Source organism: Escherichia sp. MOD1-EC6842 (assembly GCF_002965705.1).
In the GTDB taxonomy this organism is placed as follows: domain Bacteria; phylum Pseudomonadota; class Gammaproteobacteria; order Enterobacterales; family Enterobacteriaceae; genus Escherichia; species Escherichia ruysiae.
This window is the reverse complement of the sequence record NZ_PTRF01000001.1, coordinates 260,170-275,821: the sequence shown is the minus strand read 5'-3', so window position 1 is coordinate 275,821 and position 15,652 is coordinate 260,170. Positions and strand designations below refer to the sequence as shown.

Genomic DNA, 15,652 nt, shown 5'->3' with positions numbered 1-15,652 from the left:
TCGTTATGACGTTATTAGGCACTGCGCTGCGTCCGGCAGCAACTCGCGTGATGTTATTAGGTTCCGGTGAACTGGGTAAAGAAGTGGCAATCGAGTGCCAGCGCCTCGGCGTAGAGGTGATTGCGGTTGATCGCTATGCCGACGCGCCAGCCATGCATGTCGCACACCGCTCCCATGTCATTAATATGCTGGATGGTGATGCATTGCGCCGCGTGGTTGAACTGGAAAAGCCGCACTATATCGTGCCGGAGATTGAAGCTATTGCCACCGATATGCTGATCCAGCTTGAAGAGGAAGGACTGAATGTTGTCCCCTGCGCGCGCGCGACAAAATTAACCATGAATCGCGAGGGTATCCGCCGTCTGGCGGCAGAAGAGCTTCAAATTCCCACTTCAACGTATCGTTTTGCCGACAGCGAAAACCTTTTCCGCGAGGCGGTTGCCGCCATTGGCTATCCCTGTATTGTTAAACCGGTGATGAGTTCTTCCGGCAAGGGGCAGACATTTATTCGCTCTGTCGAACAGCTTGCTCAGGCGTGGGAGTACGCCCAGCAAGGTGGTCGCGCTGGAGCAGGTCGTGTGATTGTTGAAGGCGTGGTTAAGTTTGACTTCGAAATTACACTACTGACCGTCAGCGCCGTGGATGGTGTCCATTTCTGTGCGCCAGTCGGCCATCGTCAGGAAGATGGAGATTACCGTGAATCCTGGCAACCGCAGCAAATGAGCCCCCTTGCCCTTGAACGTGCGCAGGAGATTGCCCGTAAAGTGGTGCTGGCGCTGGGAGGTTATGGGCTGTTTGGTGTCGAGTTGTTTGTCTGTGGTGATGAGGTGATTTTCAGTGAAGTCTCCCCTCGCCCGCATGACACCGGGATGGTGACGTTAATTTCTCAGGATCTCTCAGAATTTGCCCTACATGTACGCGCGTTCCTTGGACTGCCTGTTGGTGGGATCCGCCAGTATGGTCCAGCCGCTTCTGCGGTTATCCTGCCGCAACTGACCAGTCAGAATGTCACGTTTGATAATGTGCAGAATGCCGTAGGCGCAGGTCTACAGATTAGATTATTTGGTAAGCCGGAAATTGATGGCAGCCGTCGTCTGGGTGTGGCACTGGCTACTGCAGAGAGTATTGATGAGGCGATTAAACGCGCGAAGCACGCCGCCGGTCGGGTGAAAGTGCAAGGTTAAATCTGTTAAAAACAAGCTACAAAAATGCCCGATTCACAATCGGGCATTTCAGATTGCTGACAAAGTGCGCTTTGTTTATGTCAGAGGCGGCGTAAACGCCTTATCTGACCTACAAATCTTATGAATTCAATATATTACAATTCACTTGTAGGCCTGATAAGCATAGCGCATCAGGCAATGTTGCGTTTGTCATCATCCTCAAAAATGCCCGATTCTCGATCGGGCATTTTGACTCTTACAGCTTAGCGCCTTCTACTGCTTCACGCGCCAGCTTAGTAATACGGTCGTAATCGCCCGCTTCCAGCGCATCCGCCGGAACCAGCCAGGAACCACCGATGCACAGTACGCTTTTCAGCGCCAGGTAATCACGGTAGTTAGCCGGAGAAATGCCACCAGTCGGGCAGAAACGCACCTGGGAGAACGGACCTGCGATCGCTTGCAGGGCTTTCACGCCGCCGTTAGCTTCAGCCGGGAAGAATTTGAACTCTTTCAGGCCGTAGTCCATACCCAGCATCAGTTCGGAAACAGTGCTGATCCCTGGAATCAGAGGGATTGTACCTTCAGTCGCCGCTTTCAGCAGTGGCTCAGTCAGACCCGGGCTGATTGCGAACTGTGCACCCGCTTCGGTCACTTCTGCCAGTTGCTGTGGATTCAGCACTGTACCGGCACCCACAATCGCTTCAGGCACTTCTTTGGCGATAGCACGGATAGCATCAACTGCACACTCGGTACGCAGAGTCACTTCCAGAACGCGCACCCCACCAGCAACCAACGCTTTTGCCATCGGCACCGCGTGTTCCAGTTTTTTTACCACGATAACCGGTACAACCGGGCCGGTGGTCAGGATTGATTCTGCACTTGTTTTCCAGTTTTTCATCAGAGTTTTCTCTCGCCTGATTACAAATTTGTCATCTTAAAAAGTGATACAGGTTGCGCCCTGTTCGGCACCGGACAGTTTTTCACGCAAGGCGCTGAATAATTCACGTCCTGTTCCCACGCGTGACGCGCTCAGGTCAGGAATGTGCGGTTCGCGAGCAGCCAGTTCCGCTTCGTCTACCAGCAGCGTCAGTTCGCCTGTCTGTCCATTCACACGAATGATGTCCCCGTCGCGCACTTTTGCCAGCAGCCCGCCATCATAGGCTTCTGGTGTTACGTGGATAGCTGACGGCACTTTACCTGAAGCACCGGAGAGTCGTCCATCAGTAACTAACGCAATTTTGAAACACCGGTCCAATAATACACCAAGTGGCGGCATGAGTTTATGTAATTCTGGCATTCCGTTCGCTTTTGGCCCCTGATGACGGACAACAACCACACAATCGCGATCCAGCAAACCCGCTTCAAAGGCAGGCATAACGTCATGTTGGCTTTCAAAAACAACCGCAGGCGCTTCAATCACCTGGTTTTCTACCGGTACGGCGGAGGTCTTCATAACCGCACGGCCCAGGTTACCGCTTAACACTTTTGTCCCGCCATGATGAGAGAAAGGCTGCTCGAAGGAAGCAATCACATTGCTGTCGAGCGATTTTTCTGCGCCCTCGCGCCAGTCCAGCTCACCGTTATTCAGCCACGGTTCGAGGGTATAACGCGAAAGGCCAAAACCCGCTACCGTGTTGACATCTTCATGCAGCAGGCCCGCCTTGAGCAGTTCACGCACCAGCACTGGTACGCCACCCGCTGCCTGGAAATGGTTAATATCGGCCGGACCGTTCGGGTAGAGACGCGCCATCAGCGGTACGACATCAGAAAGATCAGAGAAATCATCCCAGTTAATCTGAATACCCGCCGCACGCGCCATCGCCACCAGGTGCATTGTGTGGTTAGTGGAGCCGCCGGTCGCCAGCAGTGCCACGATGCCGTTCACCACCACTTTTTCGTCGATCATCTTACCGATCGGCATCCATTCATTACCGTTGCCAGTCATGCGTGTAACCTGGCGCGCTGCGGCTGCGGTTAATGCATCACGTAACGGGGAGTCCGGATGAACAAAAGAAGAGCCCGGCAACTGCATCCCCATAAACTCCACCACCATCTGGTTGGTGTTGGCAGTACCGTAGAAAGTACATGTACCCGGCGCATGATAAGATGCAGCTTCTGACTCCAGCAGTGCCATACGATCCACTTTGCCTTCGGCATAAAGCTGGCGAATACGCACTTTTTCTTTATTTGGCAACCCGCTTGCCATTGGACCTGATGGCACAAATACCGCAGGCAGATGACCGAACGACAAAGCAGCCATCGTAAGCCCAGGGACAATCTTGTCGCACACGCCGAGGAACAGCGCGCCATCAAACATATTATGGGACAGCCCCACCGCCGCAGACATTGCAATCACTTCGCGGCTTAGCAGCGACAGTTCCATGCCGTCCTGCCCCTGGGTTACACCATCGCACATAGCCGGAACACCACCAGCAACCTGACCGACCGCGTTGGCTTCATGCAGTGCTTTACGAATAATCTCCGGGTAGTGTTCATAAGGCTGGTGGGCAGAGAGCATGTCGTTGTAGGAGGTGATGATAGCGATATTGTTACGCAACATGCTTTTCAGAGAGGCTTTGTCTTCTGGCTGGCAGGCAGCGAAACCGTGTGCCAGGTTACCACATGCCAACTGCGAACGATGAACGGTCGAAGTTTTCGCTTGTTCGATCCGGGCGAGGTATGCAGAGCGAGTCTCGCGCGAACGTTCAATGATTCGATTTGTTACGCGTAACAATTGTGGATTCATAAAGGCTCCTGAAATTGAGTTGTCAGAGCAGGATGATTCACAACGCGTTTCATTCAGGAAAATTATGACTGAAACGCCTGTAACCGGAGCTCATAGGGCAGAAACGTTTCAGTCAGTGTAATAAAAAAAGCCTCGTGGGTGAATCCACACGAGGCTCAAAAGTGTAAAAATTACTCTACAATCTGTGCAAGATCATGTTACCGGTAAAATAACCCGTAAGGATAAGTCGAGATATTACTCAAACTCATTCCAGGAACGACCGTCACGAGTAATCATCGCCACCGAGGCAACAGGTCCCCAGGTTCCGGCCTGATACGGTTTCGGCGCATCATTGTCCATCGCCCACGCCTCAGTAATGGAGTCTACCCATTTCCAGGCTTCTTCCACTTCATCGCGACGTACAAACAATGCCTGAATACCACGCATGGTTTCCAGCAGCAGACGTTCATAGGCATCTGCCAGATGCGTCTGATTAAAGGTTTCTGAATAGCTCAGATCCAGCTTGGTGATTTGCAGGTTATGTTTGTGGTCAAGGCCAGGAACTTTATTCAGTACCTGGATATCCACGCCTTCATCAGGTTGCAGACGGATAGTCAGTTTATTCTGCGGCAGATCCTGCCACGACTCTTTAAACAGATTCAGTTCTGGCGTTTTGAAATAGACCACCACTTCAGAGCATTTAGTCGGCAGACGTTTACCGGTACGCAGGTAGAACGGTACGCCAGCCCAGCGCCAGTTATCGATGTCGACGCGGATCGCCACGAAGGTTTCCGTGTTACTGCTTTTGTTCGCGCCCTCTTCTTCCAGATAACCCGGCACTTTTTTGCCCTGTGCAAAACCTGCGGTGTACTGCCCACGCACCGTCTTTTCACGCACGTTAGAGCGATCAATGCGGCGCAGAGACTTCAGTACTTTGACTTTTTCATCACGGATGCTGTCTGCGCTCAGGTCAGACGGCGGAGACATCGCAATCATGCAGAGAATTTGTAGCAGGTGGTTCTGGATCATGTCGCGCATCTGACCGGCTTTATCAAAATAGCCCCAGCGCCCTTCGATCCCCACTTCTTCTGCCACCGTAATCTCAACATGATCAATGGTGCGATTGTCCCAGTTGTTTACAAACAGAGAGTTAGCAAAACGCAGCGCCAACAGGTTCAGCACCGTTTCTTTACCAAGATAGTGGTCGATACGGTAAACCTGGCACTCCTCGAAGTATTCGCCAACCTGATCGTTGATTTCCTGCGAGGTCGCCAGCGACGTCCCCAGCGGTTTCTCCATGACTACGCGTGCCGGTTTAGCATTCAGTTTTGCCTCGCCAAGCCCTTTGCAAATTGCGCCAAAAGTGCTGGGCGGCATGGCAAAGTAGTTAATGGTGATACGATTTTTTTGATCCAGCATCGCGCCGAGACGGCTGAATGCAGCAGTGTCATTGACATCGAGATTACAAAAATCCAGACGTGCACTCAGGGTGTCCCATAAACCTTCATCAATGGTTTCTTTCATGAAAGTTTCGAGCGCCTCGCGGACAACTTTGGTATATGCCGCTTTATCCCAGTCAGCACGCCCTACGCCGATAATCCGGGTGTCCGGGTTGAGCTGACCGGCTTTTTCCAGTTGATACAGGGAAGGCAGCAATTTACGACGCGCAAGGTCGCCTTTCGCGCCGAAAATGACCAGGTCACAGGCCTGGGCTGTTTGCGTTACCGCCATGTCATTCTCCTTAAGTTAACTAACCCGGTACTTAAGCCTGGGTATACTTGTAATTTTCTTACGGTGCACTGTACTGCTTTTACGAGCTTGCGAAAACTGTAAACGCTTATCCACCCGTGCGATTACGGCAAAAGCGCGTAAAGTGCGGCAAAACTGATAAAAAAACCATCGTTTTCCTTTGGGTAAAAATCTGACACTGATCATGTTATGAAAAAAAATAACAACTTTTTTATCTGCTTTTGTCATTAACACAGCGCACAGGCGTAATATCTGACAAAACTGCATTTCGATTTCTTTCCGTGCGGAAATCGTCATTACCCGTGAGTCTCTTTACATCATGAATATGCTGGAAAAAATCCAGTCTAAACTGGAACATCTGAGCAAATCAGAACGCAAAGTTGCCGAGGTCATTCTTGTCTCGCCCGACAACGCGATCCATTCGAGTATTGCTGCTCTGGCACTGGAAGCCAATGTTAGCGAACCGACGGTCAATCGTTTCTGTCGCAGCATGGACACACGCGGTTTTCCTGATTTTAAACTGCATCTGGCGCAAAGTCTGGCTAATGGCACACCCTATGTTAATCGCAACGTCAGTGAAGATGACAGCGTTGAATCATACACAGGGAAAATATTTGAGTCGGCAATGGCTACTCTCGATCACGTCCGCCACTCGCTGGATAAGTCCGCCGTCAATCGCGCTGTTGATCTCCTCACCCAGGCGAAAAAAATTGCCTTTTTCGGGTTAGGTTCTTCTGCCGCTGTTGCCCACGATGCAATGAATAAGTTTTTTCGCTTCAATGTTCCGGTGATCTACTCGGACGATATCGTACTGCAGCGAATGAGTTGTATGAACTGTAGCGATGGAGACGTCGTTGTGTTGATTTCCCATACCGGCAGAACCAAAAATCTGGTTGAACTGGCGCAACTGGCGCGGGAAAACGACGCAATGGTGATCGCCCTCACCTCTGCTGGTACACCACTCGCCCAAGAAGCGACACTGGCAATTACCCTCGACGTACCGGAAGATACTGACATTTATATGCCCATGGTCTCTCGACTTGCCCAGTTGACCGTGATAGATGTGCTGGCAACAGGATTTACTTTGCGACGCGGCGCAAAATTCAGAGATAACTTGAAGCGGGTCAAGGAAGCTCTTAAGGAATCGCGTTTTGATAAGCAGTTACTTAATTTAAGTGACGATCGTTAAAACGATTGCCATTGTTCTAATCTTATACGACATCCGAATGAGATTAATTTATCGCCACAATGGCTTTATTTCATTCGGATTTCATGTTCAAGCAACACCTTGTTGTTTCAGTCAACGGAGTATTACATGTCCAGAAGGCTTCGCAGAACCAAAATCGTTACCACGTTAGGCCCTGCTACTGATCGCGATAATAACCTTGAAAAAGTTATCGCTGCCGGCGCGAACGTTGTACGTATGAACTTTTCTCATGGCTCGCCTGAAGATCACAAAATGCGCGCGGATAAAGTTCGTGAAATTGCCGCAAAACTGGGGCGTCATGTGGCTATTCTGGGTGACCTTCAGGGGCCAAAGATTCGTGTATCTACCTTTAAAGAAGGTAAGGTATTCCTCAATATTGGGGATAAATTCCTGCTGGACGCCAACCTGGGGAAAGGTGAAGGCGATAAAGAAAAAGTCGGCATCGACTATAAAGGATTGCCTGCTGACGTCGTGCCTGGCGACATCTTGCTGCTGGACGACGGTCGCGTTCAGTTAAAAGTGCTGGAAGTTCAGGGCATGAAAGTGTTCACCGAAGTGACCGTCGGCGGCCCGCTCTCCAACAATAAAGGGATCAACAAACTCGGCGGCGGCCTGTCGGCTGAAGCCCTGACCGAGAAAGATAAAGCAGATATCCAGACTGCGGCGCTGATTGGCGTGGATTACCTGGCGGTCTCCTTCCCACGCTGCGGCGAAGACCTGAACTATGCACGCCGTCTGGCGCGCGACGCTGGTTGTGATGCGAAAATTGTCGCCAAGGTTGAACGCGCAGAAGCCGTTTGCAGCCAGGATGCGATGGACGACATTATTCTCGCCTCTGACGTGGTGATGGTTGCACGTGGCGACCTCGGCGTAGAAATTGGCGATCCTGAACTGGTCGGCATTCAGAAAGCGTTGATTCGTCGCGCGCGTCAGCTGAACCGCGCGGTAATCACTGCGACCCAGATGATGGAGTCAATGATTACCAACCCAATGCCGACTCGTGCAGAAGTTATGGACGTGGCAAACGCCGTGCTGGATGGTACTGACGCAGTAATGTTGTCTGCAGAAACCGCTGCGGGTCAGTATCCGTCAGAAACCGTTGCAGCCATGGCGCGTGTTTGCCTGGGTGCGGAAAAAATCCCAAGCATCAACGTGTCTAAACATCGTCTGGACGTTCAGTTCGACAATGTGGAAGAAGCTATCGCCATGTCCGCGATGTATGCGGCTAACCACCTGAAAGGTGTTACCGCTATCATCACCATGACCGAGTCAGGTCGTACCGCGCTGATGACTTCCCGTATCAGCTCCGGACTGCCGATTTTCGCAATGTCTCGCCATGAGCGCACCCTGAACCTGACTGCGCTTTATCGTGGTGTAACGCCGGTCTATTTTGACAGCGCGAATGATGGCGTGGTTGCAGCCAACGAAGCGGTAAATCTGCTGCGCGATAAAGGCTACCTGATGTCTGGTGACCTGGTAATTGTCACCCAGGGCGATGTGATGAGTACCGTGGGTTCTACCAACACCACGCGTATTTTAACCGTAGAGTAAGTACGTTGCCGGATGCGGTGAAAACGCCTTATCCGGCCTGCAATTCAATGATAATTCGACAGATTTCAAATCTTCTGAAGCAAACTTGAATTTATCATCAGACGAAAGCCTCTCTTTGTGAGAGGCTTTTTCTATTTGATGGGATAAAGATCTTTGCGTTTATAAGGCTGAATTTCGCCCGGTTTGCGAGTCTTGAGCAATTTTAAAATCCAGGTGTATTGCTCTGGTCGCGGACCAACAAAAATCTCGACTTCTTCATTCATCCGCCGTGCAATGGTATGGTCATCTGCCTCTGACAAGTCATCCATCGGCGGACGAACCTGAATTGTCAGGCGGTGCGTCTTGCCGTCATAAATCGGAAACAACGGTACGACACGCGCACGACACACTTTCATCAGACGACCAATCGCGGGCAGCGTCGCTTTATAAGTTGCAAAGAAATCAACAAATTCACTGTGCTCCGGGCCATGATCCTGATCGGGCAAATAATAGCCCCAGTACCCCTGACGAACCGACTGGATGAACGGTTTTATGCCGTCATTCCTCGCATGTAGACGACCACCAAAACGACGACGCACGGTGTTCCAGACATAATCAAAAACCGGGTTGCCCTGATTATGGAACATCGCCGCCATTTTCTGCCCTTGCGAGGCCATCAGCATCGCGGGGATATCTACCGCCCAGCCGTGCGGCACCAGAAAGATCACTTTCTCGTCGTTACGCCGCATCTCTTCGATGATTTCCAGTCCCTGCCAGTCTACGCGCGGCTGAATTTTTTCCGGCCCGCGTATCGCCAGTTCTGCCATCATCGCCATCGCCTGCGGCGCTGTGGCAAACATCTCATCCACAATCGCTTCGCGTTCAGCTTCGCTACGTTCTGGAAAGCAAAGAGACAGATTGATTAACGCACGACGACGTGAGCTTTTACCCAATCGTCCGGCAAAACGTCCCAGCCGCGCCAGAATGGGATCGCGGAATTTCGGAGGCGTTAAGGCAATGCCGGCCATCGCCGCCACACCCAACCAGGCTCCCCAGTAACGCGGATGGCGAAAGGATTTATCAAACTCAGGAATGTATTCACTATTATTTTTTTTCGTTTCCATGCTTTTCCAGTTTCGGATAAGGCAAATATCAATCTGCTGATAGTGTAGCGGCGCAACTTGCCCCGCACCAAATAAAAAAGCCGGTACTGACTGCGTACCGGCTGCGAATGGGTGTTAATTAATCAAACTGTAGCTGCGGCACAATCTCTTTGGCCTGCGCCAGGAACTCACTGCGATCGGAGCCAGTCAGCCCTTCGGTACGCGGCAGTTTCGCCGTCAGCGGGTTTACGGCCTGCTGGTTGATCCATACTTCATAGTGCAAATGCGGCCCGGTTGAACGCCCGGTGTTACCGGAAAGCGCGATACGATCGCCTCGTTTTACCTTCTGCCCCGGTTTCACCAGAATCTTGCGCAGGTGCATATAACGCGTGGTATAGGTGCGGCCATGACGGATCGCAACATAATAACCTGCGGCGCCACTGCGTTTGGCTACAACCACTTCACCGTCACCCACCGAAAGTACCGGCGTACCCTGTGGCATCGCGAAATCAACCCCTCTGTGCGGCGCAACGCGACCTGTGACCGGGTTCAGACGACGCGGGTTAAAGTTAGACGAGATACGGAACTGCTTCGCCGTCGGGAATCGCAAGAATCCTTTCGCCAGACCAGTACCGTTACGATCATAGAACTTGCCATCTTCGGCACGGATAGCGTAGTAATCTTTACCTTCAGAACGCAAACGTACGCCCAGTAACTGGCTTTGCTCACGTTTGCCATCAAGCATTTCACGTGACATTAATACCGCAAATTCATCGCCTTTTTTAACCTTCCGAAAGTCCATCTGCCACTGTAACGCTTTAATCACTGCGCTCACTTCAGCACTGGTTAAACCAGCACTTCTGGCGCTGGCAACAAAGCTCGACCCTACAGTGCCTTTCAGTAGATTATTAACCCACTCCCCTTGCTGCATTTCGCTGGTCATTTTAAAACCGTTTGCTGCAGTGCGGTCATAGGTACGCGTTTCCCGACGAGAAACTTCCCAGGTCAGACGTTGTAAATCGCCCTCTGCGGTTAATGTCCAGGTGAGTTGTTGACCAATTTTCAGGTTACGCAGATCTTTATCCGCAGCAGCCAGTTGGGTGATATCACCCATATCAATACCATATTGATTGAGGATGCTACTTAGCGTATCGCCTGTGGAAACAACATATTCATGCACACCCGCTTCTCCGGCGATCTTGTCGTCCAGTTCATCTTGCGGAATGGCTTCATCTTCTTGTGCGGCTTGATCAATCGGTTCACTGGCTTCAGGTAAGAGTGAACGGATTTCGTTTTGTTCCAGCTCAATGGTTTTAACAATTGGCGTGGCGTCGCGGTGGTAAACATAGGGCCGCCAGACAGCGACGGCCAGAGTAAGAACGGTGAGCGACCCCAACATAACGCGGTGTGGTCGCGGTAAATTATTAAACGCCAGGGCGACAGAGCGGGCTATCTGTTGCACGTAATCACTTCCTCATTAATCTCCTTTCAGGCAACTCGCGTACTGGTTGGCTAATTGATTCAGAAATTCTGAATAGCTTGTTTTACCCAGTTTGATATTCGTCCCAAGGGGATCCAACGTTCCCATACGAACGGATGTCCCTCGTGCGACGCTTTCAACGACCGCTGGCCTGAACTGTGGTTCAGCAAAAACGCAGGTTGCTTTTTGCTCAACCAACTGTGTTCTTATTTCATGTAAACGCTGCGCGCCCGGTTGAATCTCTGGGTTAACGGTAAAATGACCAAGCGGTGTCAGTCCGAATTGTTTTTCGAAGTAGCCGTAAGCATCATGAAAAACGAAATAACCTTTTCCCTTGAGCGGCGCGAGCTCATTACCAACCTGTTTATCGGTTGCAACTAATTGTGCCTCAAAATCCTTCAGGTTGGCGTCAAGTTTGGCTCGACTTTGCGGCATAAGTTCCACTAATTTTCCATGGATTGCAACCGCTGTAGCCCGCGCTATCTCTGGGGAGAGCCAAAGATGCATGTTGAAATCGCCGTGATGGTGATCTTCGTCACTTTTTTCCGCGTGGTTATGATCATCATCATCGCCGTGAATACTTTTCATCAGCATCGGTTTTACATTCTCAAGCTGTGCAATCGTTACCTGTTTCGCCTCAGGTAATTTGCTCACCGGCTTTTGCATAAACGCTTCCATCTCCGGGCCAACCCAGACGACTAAGTCCGCGTTCTGTAAGCGTTTTACATCCGATGGACGCAGTGAATAATCGTGTTCAGAAGCACCATCAGGCAGTAATACTTCAGTCTCTGTTACCCCATCAGCAATGGCGGAAGCGATGAATCCAATAGGTTTAAGCGAAGCAACAACGGCGGCATCTGCCGCCTGTGTTGCACCACCCCAGAGAGCGGCGGATAATGCTGCGAAAAGAAGCGTTTTTTTATGTAACATAATGCGACCAATCATCGTAATGAATACAAGAAGTGTGATATTATAACATTTCATGACTACTGCAAGACTAAAATTAACATGACAAGTCTGGTTTCCCTGGAAAATGTCTCGGTTTCTTTTGGCCAACGCCGCGTCCTCTCTGATGTGTCGCTGGAACTTAAACCTGGAAAAATTTTGACCTTACTTGGGCCGAACGGCGCAGGTAAGTCGACGCTGGTGCGGGTTGTGCTCGGGCTGGTAACACCAGATGAAGGTGTTATCAAGCGCCACGGAAAACTGCGTATCGGCTACGTGCCGCAAAAGCTCTATCTCGACACCACGTTGCCACTGACCGTAAACCGTTTTTTACGCTTACGCCCCGGTACATATAAAGAAGACATTCTGCCCGCACTGAAACGCGTTCAGGCCGGGCATCTGATTGACGCGCCAATGCAAAAGCTCTCTGGCGGCGAAACGCAGCGTGTACTGCTGGCGCGCGCGTTGTTAAATCAACCGCAATTATTAGTGCTGGATGAACCCACTCAAGGCGTGGATGTAAATGGTCAGGTTGCGTTGTACGACCTGATTGATCAACTGCGCCGCGAACTGGATTGTGGCGTATTAATGGTTTCTCACGATCTGCATCTGGTGATGGCAAAAACCGATGAAGTACTTTGCCTCAATCACCACATCTGTTGTTCCGGCACACCGGAAGTCGTTTCCCTGCATCCAGAATTTATTTCGATGTTTGGACCTCGCGGTGCTGAGCAACTAGGTATCTATCGCCATCATCATAATCACCGCCATGATTTACAGGGGCGGATTATTCTGCGTCGGGGAAATGATCGCTCATGATTGAATTATTATTTCCTGGTTGGTTAGCCGGGATCATGCTGGCCTGTGCCGCAGGTCCGCTGGGTTCGTTTGTTGTCTGGCGTCGTATGTCTTATTTCGGCGACACGCTGGCACATGCATCTTTACTTGGCGTCGCGTTTGGCCTGCTACTGGATGTGAATCCTTTCTATGCAGTGATTGCGGTTACGCTGCTGCTGGCGGGCGGTCTGGTATGGCTGGAAAAGCGCCCACAACTGGCGATCGATACATTATTGGGAATTATGGCGCACAGTGCTTTGTCGCTGGGTCTGGTCGTCGTCAGCCTGATGTCTAACATTCGCGTTGACTTGATGGCATACCTGTTTGGTGATTTGCTGGCAGTGACGCCGGAAGATCTTATCTCCATTGCGATTGGCGTGGTCATCGTGGTGGCAATTCTGTTCTGGCAATGGCGCAATTTACTGTCGATGACGATTAGCCCGGATCTGGCGTTTGTCGATGGCGTGAAATTACAGCGCGTAAAATTATTGTTGATGCTGGTGACGGCATTGACGATTGGCGTGGCAATGAAATTTGTCGGCGCGTTGATTATTACCTCGCTGCTGATTATTCCTGCGGCTACTGCACGTCGTTTTGCCCGCACGCCGGAGCAGATGGCTGGTGTCGCTGTTTTGGTGGGGATGATTGCCGTAACTGGTGGTTTAACCTTTTCCGCGTTTTACGATACGCCAGCAGGCCCGTCGGTGGTGCTGTGTGCGGCGCTGTTGTTTATTATCAGTATGATGAAAAAGCAAGCCAACTAAGTTGCGACTGGCACTATACAGTGCCAGTTTCATCGACCAGGTCACCACATTGCGAGTATCAGCAAAAAACATTCTGTTAAGAACAAGCGACCAGAGAATGTTTATATGGTCTGCATAAAATCCATGTCCGCATTCGACAAATTAAACGACGATATTAAGAATTCTCCTTTGCAGTTATTTCCCCACGAAAAATATTATCGTTCTCTCGAAAAAACGTGAGTGAGCAGATAAGCAGTCTCTGGAAACTGGCAATAAATACAGGAATGTAGCACCGAGAAATAGGAGTATCAGTATAAGTTCGTACAGCGTATGAATTGCAGCACATTTGCTCGCAGGGCATTAAGTGCAGGAGTAAATCCAATCTTCATTACTGCACAGAGGGGCATTTTTCTGTTCGCATTGGGGGCAGATAATAATGACAATCCCCTGGCAATTCTGAATGTAAATTTCAGTTCTGATGCACCAACAGTGCCCCGTTCAAAACGAGAAAGTAATCCCTTCTGTTTCAAATGCTCACTGCGCCCAGTCCGGTTTATTGAGTATATGATCCTGCCAGTCGATCACTTCTGATTCTTTCACCGCAATATGACGTACAGAGATTCGCTCACCGTGCATTGCCGCTTTCGAACCAGTCATCAGCGGATGCCACTCTGGCAATGCCTTCCCTTCCGCCAGCAATCGATATGCACAGGTCATCGGTAGCCATTCGAATGTTGGCAGGTTTTCGCGGGTTAATTTGATGCAGTCAGGTTCAAACTCGAAGCGGCGTTCGTAGTTCCGACATTGACAGGTTTTAATATTAAGCTGACGGCAAGCGACGTTAGTGAAGTAGATTTCGTCGGTGTCTTCATCCATCAGTTTATGCAGGCAGCACTGACCACAACCATCACACAACGACTCCCATTCTGCATCGCTCATTTCATCAAGGGTTTTACTTTGCCAGAAAGGTATATCGCTCATCAGGTGTTCCGCCATTACGTTAAAACGCACCTTATAACCAGTCTGGCATAGCGATGCAAGTTTTGCCGCCTCATTCAGGCGGCAAAAAAGTATTACAAAACGCGAGTTGTCAAAGAATGACCATCGAAAGTAACAGTCAGTTCATCGCCACTGTATAGCGGGCCGACACCATCAGGCGTGCCTGTTAACACAACGTCACCGGCCTTGAGGGTAAAAAACTTGCTCATATAAGCAATCAGCGGAACGATTTTATGGATCATGTCCGCAGTCGTACCTTGTTGGCGTTGTTCGCCGTTAACGCTCAGACCCAGCGATGTATTTTGCGGATCGCCAGTGAACTCTGCGGCAGGAATAAACCCGGAAAGAGGACAAGAGTTATCAAACGCTTTGGCCTTTTCCCACGGCTGCCCGGCTTTCTTCATTTTTGCCTGAATATCACGTAATGTCAGATCGAGCGCCACGCCGTAACCTGCAATGGCTTTGCGCACATGCTCTTCCGTAGCCTGACGTAGCGTCGCGCCAATCAACACAGCCAGTTCTACTTCATGATGAACCGCGCCGAAATCTGAGGGAATAGCCAATGGCTGGCGCAGATCGCACAGTGCCGTTTCAGGTTTAATGAACAACACGGGCTCTTCAGGTACTTCACTCCCCATCTCTTTAATATGTCTGGCATAATTACTGCCAACACAAACTACTTTACTCACCGGATAATCCAGCAGTGCACCTTGCCAGTTGTGATGTTGATACATAACGTTCCTCTCACTTCATCGTGGATCTTAAAACCCGCTCCGACAAATATGATGCCACCGCCGGATATTGGTTATTTTTTAGTGCTGTCTGTATTTTTCGCCATCACAGAAAGATGTTGCTTCAGCAAATCCTCAGGAGGAGGTGGCAATTGAAGATAATAGCCATGCTCAGCTAAGGCCTGTTTAACTTTCTCAATATCGGCATTTACCAGTTTTTTTCTCCCGTCCAATGGAAGAATCATCGCAAGTTGCGGTTGACCAAAACCTTTCATCAGCTCCTCTGGAACACGTGAAAAGTCGTCTTTTTTTTCAACATATAAATAGGTCTGGTCACGTTTACTACTTCGATAGATCACACAAAACATAATTTTACTCTGAATAAATGGGGGGGTGACTTGCCTCAATATAATCCAGACTATAACATGCCTTATAGTCTT

General features: G+C 50.2%; 14 protein-coding genes. 5 read left to right on the top strand and 9 right to left on the bottom strand.

Annotated elements, in window-relative coordinates:
• The first annotated feature begins 5 nt into the window (after positions 1 to 5).
• Positions 6 to 1,184, top strand: coding sequence for a formate-dependent phosphoribosylglycinamide formyltransferase (gene purT, locus A7Z29_RS01450; protein WP_105289696.1), 1,179 nt, complete (start codon positions 6 to 8; stop codon positions 1,182 to 1,184).
• A gap of 235 nt (positions 1,185 to 1,419) precedes the next feature.
• Here purT and kdgA read toward each other — a convergent pair whose 3' ends face one another.
• From kdgA to zwf, 3 genes are all read right to left on the bottom strand, one after another.
• Positions 1,420 to 2,061, bottom strand: a complete 642-nt coding sequence (kdgA, locus tag A7Z29_RS01445; protein WP_000800512.1) for a bifunctional 4-hydroxy-2-oxoglutarate aldolase/2-dehydro-3-deoxy-phosphogluconate aldolase — start codon at positions 2,059 to 2,061, stop codon at positions 1,420 to 1,422.
• 36 nt (positions 2,062 to 2,097) lie between these two features.
• Complete coding sequence (edd, locus tag A7Z29_RS01440) at positions 2,098 to 3,909, bottom strand: phosphogluconate dehydratase (RefSeq protein ID WP_001069467.1); 1,812 nt, start codon at positions 3,907 to 3,909, stop codon at positions 2,098 to 2,100.
• 234 nt (positions 3,910 to 4,143) lie between these two features.
• Positions 4,144 to 5,619 carry a glucose-6-phosphate dehydrogenase gene (gene zwf, locus A7Z29_RS01435; RefSeq protein ID WP_000301727.1) on the bottom strand — a complete coding sequence of 492 codons (1,476 nt, stop codon included), beginning with the start codon at positions 5,617 to 5,619 and terminating at the stop codon, positions 4,144 to 4,146.
• Positions 5,620 to 5,956: 337 nt separating this feature from the next.
• Between zwf and hexR the strand changes: the two genes are divergently transcribed.
• A complete protein-coding gene (gene hexR / locus A7Z29_RS01425) occupies positions 5,957 to 6,826 on the top strand; it encodes a DNA-binding transcriptional regulator HexR (RefSeq protein ID WP_001056684.1) in 870 nt (289 codons plus the stop codon).
• Positions 6,827 to 6,952: 126 nt separating this feature from the next.
• A complete protein-coding gene (gene pyk, locus A7Z29_RS01420) occupies positions 6,953 to 8,395 on the top strand; it encodes a pyruvate kinase (RefSeq protein WP_000091159.1) in 1,443 nt (480 codons plus the stop codon).
• Between the two features lie 131 nt (positions 8,396 to 8,526).
• On the opposite strand, the gene lpxM is transcribed toward pyk, so the two are convergent.
• The 3 genes from lpxM to znuA form a co-directional block, all read right to left on the bottom strand.
• Complete coding sequence (lpxM, locus tag A7Z29_RS01415) at positions 8,527 to 9,498, bottom strand: lauroyl-Kdo(2)-lipid IV(A) myristoyltransferase (protein WP_010357026.1); 972 nt, start codon at positions 9,496 to 9,498, stop codon at positions 8,527 to 8,529.
• A gap of 118 nt (positions 9,499 to 9,616) precedes the next feature.
• Positions 9,617 to 10,939, bottom strand: a complete 1,323-nt coding sequence (gene mepM, locus A7Z29_RS01410; protein ID WP_001184035.1) for a murein DD-endopeptidase MepM — start codon at positions 10,937 to 10,939, stop codon at positions 9,617 to 9,619.
• Between the two features lie 15 nt (positions 10,940 to 10,954).
• Entirely contained in the window at positions 10,955 to 11,887 is a 933-nt protein-coding gene (gene znuA / locus A7Z29_RS01405; RefSeq protein WP_105289764.1) for a zinc ABC transporter substrate-binding protein ZnuA, read from the bottom strand.
• Positions 11,888 to 11,965: 78 nt separating this feature from the next.
• Here znuA and znuC point away from each other — a divergent pair, with 78 nt between their 5' ends.
• On the top strand, positions 11,966 to 12,721 hold the full coding sequence (gene znuC, locus A7Z29_RS01400) for a zinc ABC transporter ATP-binding protein ZnuC (RefSeq protein ID WP_000202981.1): 756 nt from the start codon (positions 11,966 to 11,968) through the stop codon (positions 12,719 to 12,721).
• On the top strand, positions 12,718 to 13,503 hold the full coding sequence (gene znuB / locus A7Z29_RS01395) for a zinc ABC transporter permease subunit ZnuB (protein WP_000571472.1): 786 nt from the start codon (positions 12,718 to 12,720) through the stop codon (positions 13,501 to 13,503). The genes znuC and znuB overlap by 4 nt, the downstream gene beginning before the upstream one ends.
• A gap of 513 nt (positions 13,504 to 14,016) precedes the next feature.
• Here znuB and A7Z29_RS01390 read toward each other — a convergent pair.
• From A7Z29_RS01390 to A7Z29_RS01380, 3 genes are all read right to left on the bottom strand, one after another.
• Positions 14,017 to 14,463: a YcgN family cysteine cluster protein gene (locus A7Z29_RS01390; RefSeq protein WP_024165127.1), complete on the bottom strand. Its 447-nt coding sequence runs from the start codon at positions 14,461 to 14,463 to the stop codon at positions 14,017 to 14,019.
• 92 nt (positions 14,464 to 14,555) lie between these two features.
• Entirely contained in the window at positions 14,556 to 15,215 is a 660-nt protein-coding gene (locus A7Z29_RS01385; RefSeq protein ID WP_000284293.1) for a fumarylacetoacetate hydrolase family protein, read from the bottom strand.
• A gap of 71 nt (positions 15,216 to 15,286) precedes the next feature.
• Positions 15,287 to 15,580 carry a YcgL domain-containing protein gene (locus tag A7Z29_RS01380; protein ID WP_001516252.1) on the bottom strand — a complete coding sequence of 98 codons (294 nt, stop codon included), beginning with the start codon at positions 15,578 to 15,580 and terminating at the stop codon, positions 15,287 to 15,289.
• Between the last annotated feature and the right edge of the window lie 72 nt (positions 15,581 to 15,652).

What these genes read in the sequence shown, in the direction of transcription:
- A7Z29_RS01385 (WP_000284293.1), bottom strand. Translation starts at nt 15,215, where the DNA reads ATGTATCAACATCACAACTGGCAAGGTGCACTGCTGGATTATCCGGTG.
- A7Z29_RS01380 (WP_001516252.1), bottom strand. Translation starts at nt 15,580, where the DNA reads ATGTTTTGTGTGATCTATCGAAGTAGTAAACGTGACCAGACCTATTTA.
- zwf (WP_000301727.1), bottom strand. Translation starts at nt 5,619, where the DNA reads ATGGCGGTAACGCAAACAGCCCAGGCCTGTGACCTGGTCATTTTCGGC.
- A7Z29_RS01390 (WP_024165127.1), bottom strand. Translation starts at nt 14,463, where the DNA reads ATGAGCGATATACCTTTCTGGCAAAGTAAAACCCTTGATGAAATGAGC.
- pyk (WP_000091159.1), top strand. Translation starts at nt 6,953, where the DNA reads ATGTCCAGAAGGCTTCGCAGAACCAAAATCGTTACCACGTTAGGCCCT.
- kdgA (WP_000800512.1), bottom strand. Translation starts at nt 2,061, where the DNA reads ATGAAAAACTGGAAAACAAGTGCAGAATCAATCCTGACCACCGGCCCG.
- znuB (WP_000571472.1), top strand. Translation starts at nt 12,718, where the DNA reads ATGATTGAATTATTATTTCCTGGTTGGTTAGCCGGGATCATGCTGGCC.
- hexR (WP_001056684.1), top strand. Translation starts at nt 5,957, where the DNA reads ATGAATATGCTGGAAAAAATCCAGTCTAAACTGGAACATCTGAGCAAA.
- znuA (WP_105289764.1), bottom strand. Translation starts at nt 11,887, where the DNA reads ATGTTACATAAAAAAACGCTTCTTTTCGCAGCATTATCCGCCGCTCTC.
- lpxM (WP_010357026.1), bottom strand. Translation starts at nt 9,498, where the DNA reads ATGGAAACGAAAAAAAATAATAGTGAATACATTCCTGAGTTTGATAAA.
- znuC (WP_000202981.1), top strand. Translation starts at nt 11,966, where the DNA reads ATGACAAGTCTGGTTTCCCTGGAAAATGTCTCGGTTTCTTTTGGCCAA.
- purT (WP_105289696.1), top strand. Translation starts at nt 6, where the DNA reads ATGACGTTATTAGGCACTGCGCTGCGTCCGGCAGCAACTCGCGTGATG.
- edd (WP_001069467.1), bottom strand. Translation starts at nt 3,909, where the DNA reads ATGAATCCACAATTGTTACGCGTAACAAATCGAATCATTGAACGTTCG.